At 36.7% G+C, this 18,591-nt stretch carries 18 protein-coding genes; 6 read left to right on the plus strand and 12 right to left on the minus strand.

Annotated features, from left to right (window positions below):
* Nucleotides 1-138: 138 nt before the first annotated feature.
* Nucleotides 139-597: a hypothetical protein gene (locus Q1K34_RS15270; protein WP_300440765.1), complete on the plus strand. Its 459-nt coding sequence runs from the start codon at nt 139-141 to the stop codon at nt 595-597.
* 7 nt (nt 598-604) lie between these two features.
* Here the strand turns inward: Q1K34_RS15270 and Q1K34_RS15275 are convergent, their stop codons facing one another.
* From Q1K34_RS15275 to Q1K34_RS15290, 4 genes are all read right to left on the minus strand, one after another.
* Nucleotides 605-826 carry a DUF6095 family protein gene (locus Q1K34_RS15275; RefSeq protein WP_300440767.1) on the minus strand — a complete coding sequence of 74 codons (222 nt, stop codon included), beginning with the start codon at nt 824-826 and terminating at the stop codon, nt 605-607.
* A complete protein-coding gene (locus Q1K34_RS15280; RefSeq protein ID WP_300440769.1) occupies nt 823-1,632 on the minus strand; it encodes a DUF4249 domain-containing protein in 810 nt (269 codons plus the stop codon). The genes Q1K34_RS15275 and Q1K34_RS15280 overlap by 4 nt, the downstream gene beginning before the upstream one ends.
* Nucleotides 1,632-3,974 carry a TonB-dependent receptor gene (locus tag Q1K34_RS15285; protein WP_300440856.1) on the minus strand — a complete coding sequence of 781 codons (2,343 nt, stop codon included), beginning with the start codon at nt 3,972-3,974 and terminating at the stop codon, nt 1,632-1,634. The genes Q1K34_RS15280 and Q1K34_RS15285 overlap by 1 nt, the downstream gene beginning before the upstream one ends.
* 75 nt (nt 3,975-4,049) lie before the next feature.
* A complete protein-coding gene (locus Q1K34_RS15290; RefSeq protein ID WP_300440771.1) occupies nt 4,050-5,276 on the minus strand; it encodes a multidrug effflux MFS transporter in 1,227 nt (408 codons plus the stop codon).
* A gap of 151 nt (nt 5,277-5,427) precedes the next feature.
* Between Q1K34_RS15290 and Q1K34_RS15295 the strand changes: the two genes are divergently transcribed.
* Nucleotides 5,428-6,045: a DEAD/DEAH box helicase gene (locus Q1K34_RS15295; protein ID WP_300440773.1), complete on the plus strand. Its 618-nt coding sequence runs from the start codon at nt 5,428-5,430 to the stop codon at nt 6,043-6,045.
* 49 nt (nt 6,046-6,094) lie between these two features.
* Here the strand turns inward: Q1K34_RS15295 and Q1K34_RS15300 are convergent, their stop codons facing one another.
* From Q1K34_RS15300 to Q1K34_RS15325, 6 genes are all read right to left on the minus strand, one after another.
* Nucleotides 6,095-8,323 (minus strand): NADP-dependent isocitrate dehydrogenase, encoded by a 2,229-nt coding sequence (locus Q1K34_RS15300; protein WP_300440775.1) that lies wholly within the window; start codon nt 8,321-8,323, stop codon nt 6,095-6,097.
* Nucleotides 8,324-8,887: 564 nt separating this feature from the next.
* Nucleotides 8,888-9,241 carry a 50S ribosomal protein L19 gene (gene rplS, locus Q1K34_RS15305; protein ID WP_300440777.1) on the minus strand — a complete coding sequence of 118 codons (354 nt, stop codon included), beginning with the start codon at nt 9,239-9,241 and terminating at the stop codon, nt 8,888-8,890.
* Nucleotides 9,242-9,592: 351 nt separating this feature from the next.
* Entirely contained in the window at nt 9,593-10,273 is a 681-nt protein-coding gene (gene trmD, locus Q1K34_RS15310) for a tRNA (guanosine(37)-N1)-methyltransferase TrmD (protein ID WP_300440779.1), read from the minus strand.
* 35 nt (nt 10,274-10,308) lie between these two features.
* Entirely contained in the window at nt 10,309-10,902 is a 594-nt protein-coding gene (locus Q1K34_RS15315; RefSeq protein ID WP_300440781.1) for a hypothetical protein, read from the minus strand.
* Between the two features lie 184 nt (nt 10,903-11,086).
* On the minus strand, nt 11,087-12,535 hold the full coding sequence (locus tag Q1K34_RS15320; protein ID WP_300440783.1) for a glyceraldehyde-3-phosphate dehydrogenase: 1,449 nt from the start codon (nt 12,533-12,535) through the stop codon (nt 11,087-11,089).
* 123 nt (nt 12,536-12,658) lie between these two features.
* Nucleotides 12,659-14,056, minus strand: coding sequence for a trypsin-like peptidase domain-containing protein (locus Q1K34_RS15325; RefSeq protein ID WP_300440785.1), 1,398 nt, complete (start codon nt 14,054-14,056; stop codon nt 12,659-12,661).
* A 131-nt stretch (nt 14,057-14,187) separates the two neighbouring features.
* Between Q1K34_RS15325 and dapF the strand changes: the two genes are divergently transcribed.
* The 4 genes from dapF (at nt 14,188) to Q1K34_RS15345 (ending at nt 17,401) form a co-directional block, all read left to right on the plus strand.
* Entirely contained in the window at nt 14,188-14,979 is a 792-nt protein-coding gene (gene dapF, locus Q1K34_RS15330) for a diaminopimelate epimerase (RefSeq protein ID WP_300440787.1), read from the plus strand.
* Entirely contained in the window at nt 14,973-15,503 is a 531-nt protein-coding gene (locus tag Q1K34_RS15335) for a GNAT family N-acetyltransferase (protein ID WP_300440789.1), read from the plus strand. The genes dapF and Q1K34_RS15335 overlap by 7 nt, the downstream gene beginning before the upstream one ends.
* Complete coding sequence (gene mltG / locus Q1K34_RS15340; RefSeq protein WP_300440791.1) at nt 15,493-16,536, plus strand: endolytic transglycosylase MltG; 1,044 nt, start codon at nt 15,493-15,495, stop codon at nt 16,534-16,536. The genes Q1K34_RS15335 and mltG overlap by 11 nt, the downstream gene beginning before the upstream one ends.
* Before the next feature lie 196 nt (nt 16,537-16,732).
* Entirely contained in the window at nt 16,733-17,401 is a 669-nt protein-coding gene (locus Q1K34_RS15345; protein WP_300440793.1) for a peptidoglycan-binding protein LysM, read from the plus strand.
* On the opposite strand, the gene Q1K34_RS15350 is transcribed toward Q1K34_RS15345, so the two are convergent.
* Both Q1K34_RS15350 and Q1K34_RS15355 read right to left on the minus strand, forming a co-directional pair.
* Nucleotides 17,398-18,126 (minus strand): SAM-dependent methyltransferase, encoded by a 729-nt coding sequence (locus tag Q1K34_RS15350; protein ID WP_300440795.1) that lies wholly within the window; start codon nt 18,124-18,126, stop codon nt 17,398-17,400. The genes Q1K34_RS15345 and Q1K34_RS15350 overlap by 4 nt on opposite strands.
* The gene (locus Q1K34_RS15355) at nt 18,123-18,590 is read right to left on the minus strand and encodes a low molecular weight protein-tyrosine-phosphatase (RefSeq protein ID WP_300440797.1); all 468 of its coding nucleotides are present in this window, start codon (nt 18,588-18,590) and stop codon (nt 18,123-18,125) included. Before Q1K34_RS15355 ends, Q1K34_RS15350 begins: the two co-directional genes overlap by 4 nt.
* Nucleotide 18,591 lies beyond the last annotated feature (1 nt).

An 18,591-nucleotide genomic window follows, 5' to 3' on the forward strand; every position in this document is an offset into this window, starting at 1 on the left:
GCCTTCTTCTTGAAAACCCTTTATCTCAACAGATAAAGGGTTTTTTTATGCGGTAATTTTAGGGTTTAATAATTATTCTTTCAGTGCGCAACCTTTTCTTAGGTATGGTATCTATCAAATAGATTAAACCGTCTATTTATGAATTTTAAATTTTTCTTTTCCGTTATAAGTATTTCTTTATTTTCCTGTTCTAATCAAAATACAGATGAGATTGTTTCCTTGGATCTTGCAACTATGGAATATCCCCAAAAATGGGAGCTGTTTAAAATGAGTGTTGGTATGTTAACTGGTTCAGAAGTTTCTGGGGATGATATGAACTACCAGGAATATTATATTTTCAATGTTGACAATACTTTTTCTAAGACTCGTATTGAAGATCAAACTGAAACTACGGTGAAAGGAATTTATTCAATAGAAATTAAAGAAAATGAACAGGGATTTTCGCTTGTGTATGATCAGGAAAATGGCTTAATAGGTAATTGTAGTTTGGAACCTACGGAATATCTTTACATAGGCTCCGATCACCACACACTTTTAAACAGCTGGTGGGCATGTGATGGGCCAGGTTTATTTTATAAGAAAGTGGAAATTCAATAGGTCTATTTCAGTCAAACAAGGCTTTTACAACAGTCATAATTCCTTTGAACATTAAGAAAATTGCCGCAAACGTTGCAATTATCCCAAGAATTAGTACTGCGATATAAAGTGGGTGATCCTGATTATTAAATGCAGTGAATAATATAGAAGGGCCAATCAATACCAGAGGTAATGCTCCAGCCAAATATTTAATGCCAGTAGATAATATTTTTTTATTTGTATGCTTCATTCTACTATATATGTGGTTGAATCTACTTCAGATAATCGAAAATAGCCAAATGGATAGTTGTCCAAATTTGTTCTGTTAACAATATTCCCCTTTACTGTCGCCGGCATAGTTTCAAAAGGGCCTCCCTGGTTTGTGCCTACCTGGGAACGTAAGATAAAAAGAAATTCGTAATAGCTTTTGGAGATTCCCTGGATTTCAATTCCAATTTTATCACCGGGCTTTATATCTTCCGAGGAATAATAGCCAAAAATCCGGTTTCCGTTTGTAAACTCATCTTCATAAAGTTCCAGACGAATATCCTCATCCTTAAATTTAAACAGATAGTAATCTTCTGTTTCAGAAGGATCTGTATAAAAAGCTTTAATTTCTATATCTTCTCCTGTAAAACCACCTGAAGCCAATTGTTCAATATCATCTATTGGAACTACCGGATTCAAAGTTTCTGTTGCCATATATTTTTCATCGTCTACAATGACTTCAAGAGTATAGGTGCTGTTTATTTCAGGTTGAAAATTGTTATTGATATAAATTCCTTCCTGCTGATGTATAAATTCAAATTGTGATCCATCTTCAGAAGTTACAGTAACCTGGGCATTTTCCACACCTGGTGTCCCCTCTTCATAAAAGGAAGAAGTTTTCGAAATCCGTATGCCCTGATTTTGTCCCGACGTTCCCTTAAACCATTCAATGGAAGCATCTATTACCAGCCTGGGCTCACTTTCTTGTAAAGGAATATCAACCACTTCTTCGCAGGAAGTCATTCCCAAAATCAAAAATATAATTATATAAACCTGAAAACTCTTCATTAAAATTTAAAATTATAGGTTATTGAGGGTATGATCCCAAATAGGGATAATCTCACCGCTTCATTCTGATTAGTGTCAGAATTCTCTCTAAAACTTATGGAATAAGCGTTTTGACGATTAAAAACATTATAAATTCCAAAATTCCACGACGATTTGAACTTGCTATCCTTATTTTTTTGAGGAGTTAGTGTTGCTGAAAGATCAAGACGGTGATACTCTGGCAATCTGTTAGCATTTCTTTCCCCATAAACAGGAACGGTGATGCCCTGAAATTCATATTGGGCAGTTGGAAAAGTGGTGGCAAGTCCGGTTTGAAAGATAAAATTAGCGTTGAACTGCCACTTTCTATTCAACTCATAGCTGCCAGTTATACTTAGATCATGAGTTTTGTCATAATTGGAATTATACCATTCTCCATTGTTTATTCCCGGTTCAAAAGCTGTTCTACCCGGTGTTCGCTGTTCAGATCTTGATAGTGTATATGCTAACCACCCTGTAAATTTACCCGTATTCTTTCTAAGAAGTAGTTCTACCCCATAAGCTCTGGATTCCCCATTTAGAATTACCCTTTCTATGGCTGTATTGGCTATTAAGTTAGCACCGTCTATATAATCTATTCGGTTATCTATTTGCTTGTAAAAGCTTTCTACTTCGAGAGAATAGGCCCTATTTTGGAAATATCTGAAATATCCAATGGCGTACTGATCCAGTAACTGGGGCTTGATATATTCTCCGCTGGGAGCCCATACATCCAGAGGTGTGGGAGAACTGGTATTTGAGATAAGATGTAAATATTGTGACATCCTATTATAGCTTGCTTTTATAGATTCATTATCATTCAAAGCATATGAAATAGCAATTCGAGGTTCGAAATTATTATAAGATTTTAAAATTTCGCTTCGTGAAATAGAATTAGTTTCAAGAATTTCTGCCTCACTGTAAATGTCGGTTTCGGGATCATAATTCACAGGGTTATCGTTCTCATACTGATTTACTTCATCCTGCCCAAGCCGAAAAAAATTACTCCATCGTAAGCCGTATTCCACAGAAAACTGGTCATTTAACCTATGTTCAGCAGAAATATAAACAGCATTTTCCAGAGCATATTTATTGCTAAGCTTAAAATAATTAATTCCTGAATCTTCATCTATAGGTTCAATTTCTCCAGGATTGAACTCATAATACGTATTGTGAAGACCATATTTCAGTTGAAAATCTTCATTGATATAATGATTGAAATCATACTTTAAATTCAGGTTTTTTATACCGCTGTCCCAATTAAATCCTACAAAGTTCAAATTTAAACCGTAATAATAATCACTGTAAATGGCTGAAAGGTTGGAGAATATATTATCTGAAAAAATATGATTCCATCGTAAATTAACTACTGCATTTCCGTAGGTATTTTCAAAATTCTGACTAATATTGAAAACGTCCCTTCCAAAATAACCGGACAGAAGAAGCTTATTGCTCTCATCTAATTTGTAGCTTAACTTAGTATTGAGGTCATAGAAATAAGCAGAGTTTTCATTATCTGTTAATTTTAGGAAAAGATGGGCATAGGAACTTCTGGCGCCAATTAAAAAGGAACCTTTATCTTTTACTATAGGACCTTCAGCCAGTAACCTGCTTGAAATAGCTCCAATGCCGCCCTGCACTTTGAATTCTTTGCTGTTTCCATCTCTTTGGTAAATATCGAGCACTGAAGAAACTCTTCCTCCATATTCAGCAGGAATACCGCCTTTGTAAAGTTTAAGGTCTTTGATCGCATCCGGATTAAAAACTGAAAACAGACCAAATAAATGGGAACTATTAAAAATTGTAGCTTCATCCAGAAGTATCAAATTTTGATCTACTGCACCGCCACGAACATTAAATCCGGAAGAACCTTCACCGGCATTGGAAACTCCTGGTAATAACAAAAGTGATTTTACTACATCTACCTCACCAAAAACTACCGGTAACTTTTGAATTGTATTAATTGAAAGTCTGTTTACACTCATTTCAGGCTTTCTAATATTTAAACCTTCAATATTACTGGTGACCAAAACTTCTTCCAGGTTTTCTGAAACTTCGGTCAATTGAAAATCCATTTTTTTATCGGAATCCAGATTGATGGTTTTTCGAATGCTTTGATACCCGATATATGAAATTTGAAGCTCATAATTTCCTTCAGGTAACTTAATGGAATAATAGCCATAATCATTGGTGACTACCCCGGTCTTGGCTTCAGGAAAGATTACGTTAACACCAATTAAGGTCTCATTGCTCGAAATATCACTAATAGTGCCATTTAGTGTATATAATTCCTGTCCCGTTGCCTGGAGATGAAAGAAAAAAATGCCTAGAAGGCTAGCTAGAAAGCGGGTTTTCAATTTTTTATTCAAAAATAGAATTAAGTAAGCTAATAAAAAAGCTTAAGTTGCACTTAGACTAAGACTTTTCTTCTCTTTTTTAGAGAAAAGATATAATAACAAAAAGCTTATAAATAAGCAGGTGAGAAGAATTACAGCCAGAGGTATCGCACTGGAGGTAGGAAATAAACTAATTATAAATGAGGTAAGCGCACCCAGAATCATTTTTAAGCTACCAATGAGTGCAGAGGCCCTGCCGGCTTTTTTTTTAAAAGGTTCGAGAGATAGCGCAGTAGTGTTAGGATTTTGAAAGCCTAACAGGAATAATATGAGGAAAAGTAAAATTACCGTAGTAAAAAAACCTCCCCCAAAAATAGAATTCAGCAGAAAAAGACCGGCTAGTCCTACTAGAATAACACTGTTGAAAAGGGTTATTTGTAAAGTGGTAAATTTCCTCAGGAATAATCTGTTAATCTGACTTCCTAAAATGAGGCCACCGGCATTTAACCCGAATAATATCCCAAACTCCTTTTGACTCAGGTCAAAATTGCCCATAAAAAGCTTTGGAGCATCAGATATATATGCGAACATGGCACCGATATCAAAACTTCCGGAGAAAGCAAAGCTTGAAAATTTAGGATGAGTCAGTATTCCGAAATATTTAATGGCAACCTGTTTTGGTTTAAGGTCTACTTTCCTGTCTGGGACAATACTTTCCGGTAGAAATTTGGTGACACTAATGATCATTAAGGCGCAAAATATAGCCAGAAACAAAAAAATCATTTCCCAGCCAAAAGAATCGATAATAAGGCTACCCACGGTAGGTGCTATAATTGGAGCCCCTCCCATAATAAGCATTAATACGGAAATTGCCCCAGCCACTTCATTTACAGGGAAGATATCACGCACAATTGCTTTTGCGGCCACCATTCCGGCAGCTGCGCCAACTGCGAGAAAGAATCTGGAAATGATTAACCACTCCAGGTCTGGAGAAAACATGCAACTTATTGCGGAAAGCAAATAAATACCGAGGCCAATTAATAAAGGCTTCTTCCTTCCGAATTTATCCATGATGGGACCATAAGCAAGCTGCCCAAGGGAGATCCCAACAAAATAACTGGTAAGGGTAAGACCAATCTGGCTGATGGAGGTATTAAAATCCATGGCAATACTCTCAAAGCCTGGTAAATATGCATCTATAGAAAATGGTCCTAAAGCGATCAAAGTACCCAGAACCAAAAGAATAATATATTCCTGTTTTTTATTTCTTCCTTCGGAATTTTTTATCATTACGCAAATTTCAGGAAACCGGCAGTCCTGTTCTAATTTAATTAAGTGTTTAACGAAAGATTAAACTATTTCGATTTAGTTTTTAATAGGATGTTACAAAGGCATGCAAACAAATTTTAATATTCGATCTTTGTTCTGAAAATTATTATACATGTCCTTCAAAAAATTGAATACTCCTCTTAAAGAGGCTCTGGACCATCTTGGTTATTCTACTCCCGGTTTATTTCAGAAAAAGGTTTTACCAAAAATCAAGAGCGGAGCAGATTTTTATTGTCTGGCTCCGAAAGGAGCAGGGAAGACCACGGCTATGATCATTGGGGTTATTCAGAAATTAAACTCCGAAGCCTTTGAAGATTCTCCCAGAGCCCTGATCTATGTAAAAGATAAAGAAGCTGCCCTGGAACTTGAGGAAAAATTTAAGCAGTTTACTGCAGAAATGGATTTAAGAATTTATTGTGCGTACGAGGAAAAGAATATTGATGATCAAAAAGATGAAATTTACTATGGTGTGGATATCGTAATTGCGACACCCAAAAGACTGGGCAAACTTTTTTCAATGACGGGAATTCATTTAGGACAATTACAGCTTTTTATTATAGAAGATGCTGAATTCCTTTCGAAATCTGAACTATATGATCAGGTAGTAAGGATACCTTTGAGTATTAGTAAATGCCAGTACCTCGTTTTCGCTGAAAAAATGCTGCCTAAAATGGAAAGGTTACGTGAGATGTTTATGGAAAGAGCTCAGGTATTGCAGCTTAAGAAGTAGAAAAAGCCCTGGGAAACAGGGCTTTTCTTTAATATTTCAACAATTTTAATTAAGCGTCTGTTGCCAGAATCTCATTTAATTTTGAACTTGGGCGCATTGCTTTCTTTGTAAGTTCCTCATCTGGTTGATAATATCCGCCAATATCTACAGGAGAACCCTGAGCATCTAAAAGATCCTGAAGAATTTTTTCCTGATTATCTTCCATCATTTTTGCAATCTTTCCGAAATAAATGTTTAGATCCTTATTACTGGTTTGAGTTGAAAGTGCTTCAGCCCAGTATAACGCAAGGTAAAAATGACTTCCTCTGTTGTCCAGCTCGTTTACTTTTCTGGAAGGGGATCTACCTTCATTCAGGAATCTTTCGGTAGCTTCGTCAAGAGTTTCTGAAAGGGTTATAGCTTTAGAATTTTCATATTTATTACCAAGGTGTTCCAGTGAAACTGCCAGGGCAAGAAACTCTCCCAGTGAATCCCATCTTAGGTGACCTTCTTTTACAAATTGCTGCACATGTTTTGGAGCAGATCCTCCTGCGCCGGTTTCAAACAAACCACCGCCATTCATTAAGGGTACTATAGAAAGCATCTTTGCACTGGTACCTAATTCTAAAATAGGGAAGAGGTCGGTTAGATAATCCCTCAATACGTTTCCTGTTACTGAAATGGTGTCTTTGCCATCTTTAACTCGTTCCAGCGTATATTTTGTAGCTTCTGTGGGAGCCAGAATTTTAATCTCCAAACCTTCGGTATCGTGGTTTGGTAAATATTTATTTACTTTCTTAATCAACTCAGCATCGTGCGCCCGATCTTCGTCCAGCCAGAATACTGCCGGCATTTTAGTTGCCTGGGCTCTAGAAACAGCAAGTTTGATCCAATCCTGGATTGGAGCATCTTTTACCTGACACATTCTCCAGATATCGCCTTTCTCAACTGTATGTTCCAGAATCGTATCTCCATTAGAGTTGACCACTTTTACAGTGCCATTTCCTGGAATTTCAAAGGTTTTATCATGAGAACCATATTCTTCAGCTTTTTGAGCCATTAGACCAACATTAGGAACCGTTCCCAGAGTAGTAGGGTCAAAAGCACCGTGTTCCTTACAGAAATCAATTGTGGCCTGATAAAGTCCTGCGTATGAACTATCTGGTATCACCGCTTTTGTATCCTGGGTTTTACCTTCGGCATTCCACATTTGGCCGGAAGTTCTTATCATTGCGGGCATGGAGGCATCAATAATCACATCACTTGGCACGTGCAGGTTAGTGATCCCTTCATCTGAATTTACCATAGCGATATCTGGTCCATCCTTAAGGTCTTTTGTTATTGCAGCCTTTATTTCATTCTTTTTATCTTCAGGTAAGTTTTCAATGGCATTTAACACATCACCAAGTCCGCTGTTGGGATCAGCTCCGGCTTTTTCAAGTTCTGCACCATATTTATCAAAAACATCTTCGAAGAAGACTTCAACAGCATGACCAAAAATGATAGGGTCTGAAACCTTCATCATGGTAGCTTTCATATGTAAGGAGAAAAGCACATCTTTTTCTTTGGCGTCTTTAACCTGCTCACGTAGAAATTCTAATAAGGCTTTTTTGCTCATTTTCGTGGTATCGATCACTTCCCCATTTAGAACTTTGAGTCCCTCTTTTAAGGTTGTTTTAGAACCATCTTCTGAAGTAAACTCAATTTTTAAAGTATCATCTCCAGATAAGGTTACAGATTTTTCGTTAGATCTGAAATCTCCTTCGCTCATCGTGGCTACATGAGTTTTAGAATCTGAACTCCATTCACCCATACGGTGTGGATTCTTTTTAGCAAAGTTTTTCACCGCTTTTGGTGCCCGTCTATCTGAATTTCCTTCTCTTAATACCGGGTTTACGGCACTTCCTTTTACTTTATCGTAGCGAGCCTGAATTTCTTTTTCCTTATCATTAGAAGGTTCATCCGGATAATCTGGAATGGAAAAACCTTTAGACTGTAACTCTGAAATTGCATTTTTTAGCTGAGGAACAGAAGCACTTATATTTGGCAATTTTATGATGTTTGCTTCTGGTTTCTTAGCAAGTTCGCCTAATTCGGCAAGGTCATCAGAAACTTTTTGATCTTCATTAAGGTAATCTGGAAATTGAGATAGTATTCTACCGGCTAATGAAATATCACGAGTTTCAAGGCTCACGCCTGCCGCTTTGGTGAAAGCTTCAATAATTGGCAGGAAAGAATAAGTTGCCAGCATTGGAGCTTCGTCTGTTTTTGTATAAATTATTTTTTCTTTCTGTGACATTTTTAATGTTTTTGGTTGCGATATATTCAAACAAAACCCCGGTAGCTCCCAGGGTATGATCTTTCGCGCAATATACAGTTTTTGCGCCTTTTATCCTAAGTTTAGGGGCTTTCTCACTTGTTAAGAAATCATAAAAAGTGAAATAAAAAAGCCATTTCATCTTAATTGCTAAAATGAAATGGCTTCAGAAAACAGCATATAATCACTTTGAGTGATAAAAAGCGCTTTAAGCTTAGGAATGCTGCTTCAAATGATTCAATTTTATAGGATCTAAAAATGAATCAAACTAGTTTTTATCTTTCAAACGAATTTTGATAATACAAAATATTGAATGTTATATAGAAGATAAAAACCTAAAATTGTAAAGAACTTTGCTTTACCTCCTTATCGTCATCATTAAAAATTCTTTTGTCATTTTAATCGCTGCGATAATTCCAAATAAATATAATAAGAAAACATTTTAAAATGAAAATTTTTAACATTTTAAAAATCTGTTTTTTAGGGTGTTAGTAATAAAAAAAGCCCCAAAGAATTGGAGCTTTAAGATGTGTTTTTAAAGAAAAATTATTTTCTAATCGCTTCTTTAATACGGGCTTTTTTACCAGTAAGACCTCTAAAGTAGAAAATTCTAGCTCTACGAACATTTCCTTTCTTGTTGATCTCAATTTTCTGGATTGCAGGAAGGTTGATTGGGAAAATTCTTTCTACTCCAACAGTTCCACTCATTTTTCTAATGGTGAAAGTTTGAGAAGAACCTGTTCCTCTCTTTTGTATTACAACGCCTCTAAAGAACTGAGTTCTTGTTTTCTGGCCCTCTTTAATTTCGTAATACACAGTAATAGTGTCACCTGCAGCAAATTCTGGTAGGTCCTTTCTTTCTACGAATTCGTCCTGAACGTATTTTACTAACGATTCCATTTTTAATAATTTTAAGTAAAATCCAAAACAACATTCACGATGATCGCCAGAGGTTATTCTAGAATGAGTGCAAAATTAATCAATTTATATTATTGTACAAGGCTGTTAGTAAAAAAATCCCTTATGCCCGGATAAAGAAGCTAGACCGCTTCGCTTTTAGATATAAGAAATTAAACTCGAACTTAACTAACTAATAAACAAAAAAATTTGGGAATTGTTGTTTTCGAAAGATACTACAATTCAAAAAAATTGTAAAAGCAGGGTATAGATAGTAGGAAAATGCTTTGAAATTTTGAAAATATTGGGTTCAGATTAGTTCTTTAAAATTTTCATCAAACACCACTGTAAAAATTAATCTTCTTCTAAAAGATCTGGCCTTAGCTCTTTTGTTCTTTCATAGGCCTGGTTTTCGCGCCATTCTTCGATCTTTGGTAAATTTCCTGAAGTTAATATTGATGGTACTGCCCATCCTTTATATTCTGCTGGCCGGGTGTAAACCGGAGGAGCCAGTAAATTATCCTGAAAAGAATCTGTAAGGGCCGAAGTTTCATTTCCCAGAACTCCTGGAATTAATCTAATAATTGAATCACATAATACCGCAGCCCCCAATTCACCTCCGGAAAGGACATAATCTCCAATGGAAATTTCTTTGGTAATGAATTGATCCCGCACTCTTTGATCTACTCCTTTATAATGTCCGCAGAGAATGATGATATTTTCAGAAAGGCTCAAACTATTCGCTGTTTTCTGATTTAAAGTAGCGCCATCTGGCGTCATGTAAATCACTTCGTCATAGTTCCTTTCAGCCTTTAATTTCGAAATACATTTATCTATAGGTTCTATCATCATGACCATCCCAGCGCCACCACCAAATTGATAATCATCTACCTGTTTGTAATTATCCGTGGTGTAATCACGTAAATTATGTAGATGGATTTCCACTAATCCCTTTTTTATCGCTCTCTGAAGTATGGAAGCTTCAAAAGGACTCTTTAGAATATCGGGAACCACCGTAATAATATCAATACGCATCGGGTAGGATTTAAGTTAAAATAGCTCTGGGCTAATTATGTAGTGCCACTGGCTTTATTTTTTTCATCTTGCAGCATTCTTCCCAGGCGTTGTTCTTTTTCAAGTGCTTTAGTGCGATAGGCATCAAATTCTTTCTCGGTTTCGCTTAGTTTTTGCCTTGCATCGCGGGTAGCAGCATGTGAACTCTTATATCTAAAGAATATTATTAGGAGCAGGGCGATCAAAACTCCAACGATTCCCCACATCATTGTTTTATAACCCCCTTTAGAAAAAGGCATCCCCAGAAACATTAAGGCATCTTTCTCTTCTGAAACCCGGTTCAGGTCTTCCTGGGTGGCAGCAAGATCAGATTTTAATTTTTGAATCTCATCATTTTGCTGATCTACCGTATTCTTCTGAACAACAATTTCTTCTTTTAATTCTGTAATATAATTCCGGGTGGTATTTCTTAATTCTATCAGCTTGTCATAATCTACTACTTTATAACCCTGGTAGTTGTTAGATTCCTGAATTAGTGCTGAAAACTCATCCTGTATTGGTGTGTTGTTTTGAAGACTGTCTGTCTGGCCATTCATCTGAAATACACTGGCAATAATAATAGCCGCTGCAACGTAAAATTTGTTACTCATTTTCCTGGGAATTGAATTTGTTTGGTTCATTAAAAACAACGAGCGAATGGATAGGTTAGTATATTTCAGATTTTCGGGAGGAAATTCGCTTCTTGTAAAATTAATTAGTTTTTATATTTTATAAAGTGGTGCAAAAATAAAAAAACCCGGCCAATGGCAGGGTCTTTTTTTAAAATATTTGATCTTAATAATATGTGTATCGTCTTACCTTTGCGATGTATTTTGCCAGTCTTATTACCTGATGGCTATACCCGTATTCATTATCATACCATATATAAAGTATCACATTCTTACCATCAGCAGATACGATTGTTGCATTGCTGTCATAAATTGCAGGAGCTGAAGATCCAATAATATCTGATGATACCAGCTCGTTGTCTACAGAATACTGAATTTGTTCTACCAGTTCACCTTCCAGGGCATACTTTTTAAGTATAGCATTTACATCTTCAAGGCTGGTTTCTTTTTCAACCTCAAGGTTTAAAATCGCTAAAGAACCATTTGGAACTGGAACTCTAATCGCATTTGAAGTCAGTTTTCCTTCAAAAACAGGAAGTGCTTTAGAAACTGCCTTGCCTGCACCGGTTTCAGTAATTACCATATTTAATCCTGCAGCACGACCTCTTCTGTATTTGTTATGCATATTATCTACCAGATTCTGGTCATTGGTATATGCATGAATAGTCTCAAGATGTCCGTGAACCACTCCAAGGGAATCCTGAACAGCTTTTAATACCGGAGTAATGGCATTGGTGGTACAGGAAGCCGCAGAAAAGATGTCTGTATCATCTGGATTATGTTCTTTTTGGTTCACTCCATGCACGATATTTGGAACTCCTTTTCCTGGTGCAGTAAGTAGAACTTTTGCCGCTCCTTTTGAAGCAAGATGCCTGCTTAAAGCTTCCTTATCTCTAAATGCGCCTGTGTTGTCTATAACCAAAGCATTATTAATGCCGTATTGTGTATAATCTATATCTTCCGGCTGATTAGCCGAAATCATATGCACCGTAGTTCCATTAATGATCAATGCTGAATTTTTTACATCCACATTTACGGTTCCGCTGAAGGGTCCGTGAACTGAGTCACTTTTTAAAAGCGATGCTCTTTTTTCTAAAACACTTTGATCTACTTTACCACGGGTTACCACTGCACGAAGTCTAAGCTGATTTCCCTTTCCTGTTCTTGTCATAAGTTCACGGGCAACCAGTCTTCCAATACGTCCAAAGCCATACAACACAACATCTTTTGGTGTAACAGCTTCATTTTCTTTTGCATCGCTTAGCTTGCTGGAAACAAAAGCCATGGCATTGCTGTGAGGTTGTCCGTCTAAATGATATTCATACGTAAGTTTCCCAATATCTAGCTTTGCCGGTGGCAGGTTAAGATCCTGGATAGCTTTAGCGATCTCTACAGAATCAAAGATAGAAATGGGTTTACCTACAAATTCCCCGGCGTATTCATGAAGATCCAGGATGTCACTAACATTTCTATTAATGAGTTGATTTCTAAAAAGTACCAGTTCAATAGATTTATCATACCATAGATCACTGACGATATTGATGAATTCTACGGTAGCTTTCCGGCGATCTGCCTGAAAAGAAAGTTCTTTTTCGTAAACTTTATTAAAGTCCATGTTTAGTTGTGTTGTTATAAAATTTTCGGCAAAAGTATATATTTCAAACGTTTTCGTAAAAGTTTTTGAAAAGAAAAAACCCTTCCGTAGGGAGAAGGGTTCGTTTTATTGAGTAAGATTTGATTATCTCCAGATCATGCGCTGCTTTTCACCTCTTTGATTGTAGTAAGTAATTACAATAGAGTTTGATCTCGTTCTGGATTGCATGATTTCTTCTACTTCACGAATGGAAGAAACTTTCTGATTATTTATTTCAGCAATGATTCCGCCCACAAGATCTGCTGAAGGAAGATCATCATTTAAAGTCCGGTTAATTCTAACTCCATTTGGAGCATTATAAGCCTCCAATTCTTCAGAACTTGCATTGGCAACTTCAAGGCCAAGAATCGGAATCGCCAGTACATTGAGTTTAGTAAGTTTTACATTTACTTCCCTCTCTTTCCCATTCCGTAGTAACTTAACCATTACTTTGTCTCCGGGTCTCTTAGAATTAATATAACCGGTAAGGTCTGAGAATTTATTGATCTCAATATTATCTATTTGCCGTATAATGTCATTTTGTCGAATTCCTGAATCGGCAGCGCCACTTCCCGGAGTCACTTCGGCAACCATTACTCCCTGGGAGGTAGATAAGTCGAACTCTCTAATCACTTCATTGTTAATGCTCCTTCCTCTAATACCTAATATTCCCTGTTGTACATCACCAAATTCCATAATGTCTTCTACAATTTTTCTTGCATTATTAGAAGGCACGGCAAAGGCATAGCCTATATAGCTTCCACTTGGAGAACTAATCGCTGTATTAATGCCAATAAGCTCACCATTAATATTTACCAGGGCACCACCGCTGTTTCCAGGGTTGATGGCTGCATCGGTTTGTATAAAAGACTGAGGGGAATTATCGCGCATATTAAGGTCTCTTGCCTTCGCACTGATGATACCTGCCGTTACGGTAGATTTGAGATTAAACGGATTTCCAACCGCCAGCACCCATTCTCCCAGTTCAAGATTGTTCGAGTTTCCAAAAGGAATGTATTCGAGCTCCTCATCAGCATCTACTTTAATAAGAGCGATATCTGATATTGGATCGCTCCCAATCACCTCTGCCTTATATGTTTTATTATTATTCAGTGTTACTTCAATTTCACTGGCACCATCAATAACGTGATTATTAGTAACGATATACCCATCTGGGGTTATGATTACACCGGAACCTGCGCCTTGTAGTGCCCTTCCGCCACTATTGCCGTAAGGGGTGTATTCCCAAATACTTCGAGGACCAGATTTAAAAACCGCGACATTCTTAACGTGAACCACGGCATGAACGGTTTTTTCAGCAGCTTCGGTAAAATCTACATTTGTGCCGTAAATTTTTGAATTGTTAACAGGTATAAAAGAAGAATTTTGTGTTTGCTGAGGTAAAAACTGCTCAGGCTCTTCATCAAAAAAAAGTTTGTAACTACCTAAGGTTATTGCTCCTCCAAGGATAGAAACAAATAGTAAAAGTGCTATTTTTCTCATTTTCGGATATTATTTAATTATTAAACATTTTAGATCATTCGATTATTATACTTTGCATATCATTTAACGACCATTTAACAGCCCGAAATTCTGCTTCAAAATTGTATATTTGTGCCACTTTTAAATGATTTATGAAGCTCACTTTTTTTAAATATCAGGGTACCGGGAACGACTTTGTTATGGTCGATAATCGGGATAATAAATTAACCAAAAATGATACCAAATTGGTGAATCACCTATGTGACCGGAAATTTGGTATAGGTGCTGACGGCCTGATACTTCTGGAGAATTCTGAAGATCCTGAAGATGATTTTAAAATGGTGTATTTTAATGCCGACGGAAATGAAAGTAGTATGTGCGGAAATGGCGGCAGATGTCTGGTCGCCTTTGCAAAATCTCTCGGGATTATTGAAAATTCAGCAAGATTTACCGCGATAGATGGCTCTCATGAAGCTACCGTCAATGAAGAAGGTATTGTTAGTCTGAAAATGAAGAACGTAGAAGAAATTTCAGAAAATGAGGATTTTATTTTTTTGGATACCGGTTCGCCCCACCATGTAATATTCACCAAAAATATTAGTGAGATCAATATTAAAAATATAGGTTCTGAAATAAGATATTCAGAAAGGTATAAGTTAAATAAAGGTACCAATGTTAATTTTGTAGAGCCTATTTCTACAGACACATTTTCCGTCCGCACTTATGAAAGGGGAGTGGAAGATGAAACGCTTTCCTGTGGAACTGGGGTTACCGCGGTGGCTTTGGCCGCATTCAGAGCTTCAATGACAAATTCCAATACTGTTAAATTGGTCACTCCTGGCGGAGAACTTTCAGTAAATTTTAAAAATACCGAAAATGGATTTTCTGACGTTTGGCTATCGGGACCCGCAGAATCTGTATTTAAAGGAGAGATTGTATGTTAACATTAAAAGGGAAGAAAGTATTTTTAAGAGCTGTAGAACCCGAAGATCTTGATTTTGTTCATCAAATCGAAAACAATGAAGACTTTTGGGAAATAAGTGCCACCCAATCCCCTTATTCCAAATTTCTTATCAGGCAGTATATAGAAAATGCCCATCGTGATATTTATGATATAAAGCAATTACGTTTGGTTATTTGCACTAAAAGAGGCAGGCCCTTAGGTCTTATAGATGTTTTTGATCTCGAACCCCGGGACAAACGTGCTGCGATTGGCATTTTGATCGCAAATAAAAAAGATCGTAAAAAAGGTTTTGGTTCTGAAAGTTTATCCCTCCTTTGTAATTATTGCTTCACTCATTTGGGTCTTCATCAGGTGTATGCAAATGTAAATGCAAATAATAAAGAAAGTATGAGGGTTTTTGAGAGTAACGGGTTTCGGAAAGTAGGCTTGAAAAAAGACTGGACACTTTTCAACGGAGATTATAAAGATGAATGGCTTTATCAATTAATAAGTAATGTACATTAGAAAAATACTTGTAGCTGTTTTAATACTGGGAATAATAGCTTTTGGAATATTTGGCTATTACGTCTATAACTGTGTATTCTCATCAAACACCGCTTTCGATTCTAAGCAGGAGGTTATATATATTCCTACAGGTGCAAATTTCCAAACGGTCATCGATTCTTTGCGGCCAATGGTGAAAGATCTTGAATCATTCTCTTTGGTTGCACAAAAGAAAGGATATGCTGAAAGGGTAAAACCAGGTAGATATATTTTGGAGAAAGGGATGAACAATAATGAACTGGTAGATAAGCTTCGAAGCGGAAATACGCCGGTAAAAGTTATTTTCAATAACCAGGAAAGGCTGGAAGATTTGGCAGGAAGAATCTCAACTCAGATTGAAGCTGATAGTTCAGCCTTGCTGGAATCTTTCAAAAATGCGGAGTTTCTTAATGAAAATGAGCTCGACACCCGGAATGCTTTAGGACTCTATATCCCTAATCAATATGAATTTTACTGGAATACTTCAGCAGAAGAATTTCGGGAAAGAATGAAGAAAGAATACGATAGATTCTGGAACGAAGCAAGGCTTAAAGAAGCAAAAGAAATCAATTTAACGCCGCAGGAAGTAACTGTAATCGCATCTATTGTGCAAAAGGAAACGGCAAAAGTTGATGAGCGTCCCAGGGTGGCTGGCGTTTATATGAACCGTTACAGGAATGGATGGAAACTTGATGCAGATCCCACCGTGATCTACGCTATAAAGGAGAGAACTGGAAATTACGATACGATTATTAAAAGAGTGCTTTACAAAGATCTTAAACTAGACTCTCCTTATAATACCTATAAATATAGACAACTTCCTCCAGGACCTATAGCAATGCCTGATATTTCATCTATTGATGCCGTATTAAATTATGAAGATCACGATTTCTACTATTTTGTTGCCGATGTAGAGAATTTTGGATATCATAAATTTGCTAAAAATCTTGCCCAACACAACCGGAATAAGCGTGAATATATACGTTGGATCAATAAACAGGGAATTAAACGATAAGTATATTTTTGTTTAGAAAAGTTTAAGTTTTTGAATATCAATAAGTTATCTTTTCGTTAAAACGGAAGCAACTTTAAATAATCATTAACATCCTGTAATTCAGATTATTAAAATTTGTTATACATTTGCGCCGCGAATATGAAAGGGGTACAACTTATAATATAAGTCTACCATAAACCTTTCAAAAACAAAAGCAATGAGAAAGAAAATTGCAAAATTTTCAATCTTGCCTCTTGTAGCGGGCTCCATTTTTTTTAGTTTTTCAACTAAGAAAGCTGCAAATATAGATTTGGAAGCGTATTCCACTTTTAATCTTGATTTGGATTATACAGTACCAGATCTTAGGGATGAGATTGTTCCCGACTATGAAATCTCTCAAACATCTCCTTTTCTAGGGAAATCCTATGTTGGTTTTAAGGAAGCTCTTGCCTTTAAAGAATCAAGAGGTGATTATAAGACTGTGAACGAATATGGATATCTCGGAAAATATCAATTTGGAAAGGGTACATTAAAACTTGTAGGTATTTATGACAGCATTGGCTTTCTAAATTCTCCTGCCCTTCAGGAAGCCGCATTTTATGCGAATGCTTCCAGGAACAAATGGATACTTCAAAGAGATATCAAACGATTTGTTGGTAAAACAATAAATGGAGTGGAGATTACCGAATCAGGTATACTAGCCGCCGCACATCTGGCAGGTCCGGGAAGTGTGAAAAAATATCTTCGTAGCTGGGGTGCCCAGGCATTTAGTGATGCTTTTGGGACAACTATTAAAACCTATATGAAGCGTTTTGGTGGGTATGATGTTTCTTTTGTGAAAACCAAAAAGAACGCAAGAGTAGATTTTGATCGTCTTTCAGCCTAAAGATCTTTCTGAATAATAAAAATTGCCGGTCTCTTATGTAGATCGGTTTTTATATTCTTCCATTCTGAAGCAGTGGCGGTTTTGATAAATTCAGTAGGTAGAGTAAGATCACAGGCTACACAGATTCTGGTGGTTGGATATAGATTCTGAATAAGATCTTCCAAAAACTTTATATTTCTATACGGTGTCTCAATAAAGATTTGTGCCTGATTTTTCTCTAAAGAAACTCTTTCCAGCTGTTTTATTTCGTGCTTTCTTTCCTTCTTATCTATAGGTAAGTATCCATTAAAAGTAAAGCTCTGTCCATTCATGCCGCTAGCCATCATAGCTAATAAAATTGAAGAAGGACCTATTAATGGAACTACCTGGATGTTGTAGCGATGGGCGAGTTTAACGATTTCAGCACCGGGATCTGCCACTCCGGGACAACCGGCTTCACTTAATAATCCTATATTATTACCTTCTTTCGCAGCATTCAGGAAAGTTGGAATTTCAGAAGCTTCTGTAAATTTGTTAAGGCTTTTTAGTCGAAGGCTTTGCTGTGATTTATCTGGAAGGATTTGTTTAATAAATTTCCTGGCAGATTTTTCGTTTTCCACAATAAAATCTTCAATTTCCTCTATTATTCTGGAATTTATAGGAGGAAAGACTTTTTCGGGATGGGAATCGCCTAAGCCTACCGGAATTAAATAGAGCTTGCCATAATTATGAGGGTTTGAACTCATAAAGTTCCTTTTTCCAGCTTTTTTGCAATAATCTCACAGGCTTCGTTCAGCATCTGGTATACATTTTCAAAGCCCTGTTCCCCACCGTGATATGGATCTGGAACATCCACATTTTCAGAAGGGAAAATTTCCTCAAGGATTAAATGGACTTTTTGACGTTCTTCATCGGTTTCGGCCATAGCCATAATATCTTTGAAATTGGAATTATCCATGGCAAAGATATAATCAAAATCCTCAAAATCTTTTTTCGAAAATTGCCTCCCGCGTTGCTGAGTAATATCAAGATCGTATCTCTTAGCGGTAGCAACAGATCTTCTGTCTGGTTCAGAACCTATATGCCAGCTCCCCGTACCTGCAGAGTCTACAAATACTTTGTTTGGGTCTACTTTAGATTTAAGAATACCTTCGGCTAGTGGTGATCTGCAAATATTGCCGAGGCACACCATCAATACCCTGGTTTTCATA

Origin of the sequence: Christiangramia sp., assembly GCF_029937855.1 — a bacterium.
Taxonomy (GTDB): domain Bacteria; phylum Bacteroidota; class Bacteroidia; order Flavobacteriales; family Flavobacteriaceae; genus Christiangramia.

Coding starts and splice junctions, on each gene's coding strand:
- Q1K34_RS15345 (WP_300440793.1), top strand. CDS start 16,733: ATGAGAAAGAAAATTGCAAAATTTTCAATCTTGCCTCTTGTAGCGGGC.
- trmD (WP_300440779.1), bottom strand. CDS start 10,273: ATGCGTATTGATATTATTACGGTGGTTCCCGATATTCTAAAGAGTCCT.
- Q1K34_RS15280 (WP_300440769.1), bottom strand. CDS start 1,632: ATGAAGAGTTTTCAGGTTTATATAATTATATTTTTGATTTTGGGAATG.
- Q1K34_RS15300 (WP_300440775.1), bottom strand. CDS start 8,323: ATGTCACAGAAAGAAAAAATAATTTATACAAAAACAGACGAAGCTCCA.
- Q1K34_RS15290 (WP_300440771.1), bottom strand. CDS start 5,276: ATGATAAAAAATTCCGAAGGAAGAAATAAAAAACAGGAATATATTATT.
- rplS (WP_300440777.1), bottom strand. CDS start 9,241: ATGGAATCGTTAGTAAAATACGTTCAGGACGAATTCGTAGAAAGAAAG.
- Q1K34_RS15325 (WP_300440785.1), bottom strand. CDS start 14,056: ATGAGAAAAATAGCACTTTTACTATTTGTTTCTATCCTTGGAGGAGCA.
- mltG (WP_300440791.1), top strand. CDS start 15,493: ATGTACATTAGAAAAATACTTGTAGCTGTTTTAATACTGGGAATAATA.
- Q1K34_RS15295 (WP_300440773.1), top strand. CDS start 5,428: ATGTCCTTCAAAAAATTGAATACTCCTCTTAAAGAGGCTCTGGACCAT.
- Q1K34_RS15270 (WP_300440765.1), top strand. CDS start 139: ATGAATTTTAAATTTTTCTTTTCCGTTATAAGTATTTCTTTATTTTCC.
- Q1K34_RS15315 (WP_300440781.1), bottom strand. CDS start 10,902: ATGAGTAACAAATTTTACGTTGCAGCGGCTATTATTATTGCCAGTGTA.
- Q1K34_RS15320 (WP_300440783.1), bottom strand. CDS start 12,535: ATGGACTTTAATAAAGTTTACGAAAAAGAACTTTCTTTTCAGGCAGAT.
- Q1K34_RS15335 (WP_300440789.1), top strand. CDS start 14,973: ATGTTAACATTAAAAGGGAAGAAAGTATTTTTAAGAGCTGTAGAACCC.
- Q1K34_RS15275 (WP_300440767.1), bottom strand. CDS start 826: ATGAAGCATACAAATAAAAAAATATTATCTACTGGCATTAAATATTTG.
- dapF (WP_300440787.1), top strand. CDS start 14,188: ATGAAGCTCACTTTTTTTAAATATCAGGGTACCGGGAACGACTTTGTT.
- Q1K34_RS15350 (WP_300440795.1), bottom strand. CDS start 18,126: ATGAGTTCAAACCCTCATAATTATGGCAAGCTCTATTTAATTCCGGTA.
- Q1K34_RS15355 (WP_300440797.1), bottom strand. CDS start 18,590: ATGAAAACCAGGGTATTGATGGTGTGCCTCGGCAATATTTGCAGATCA.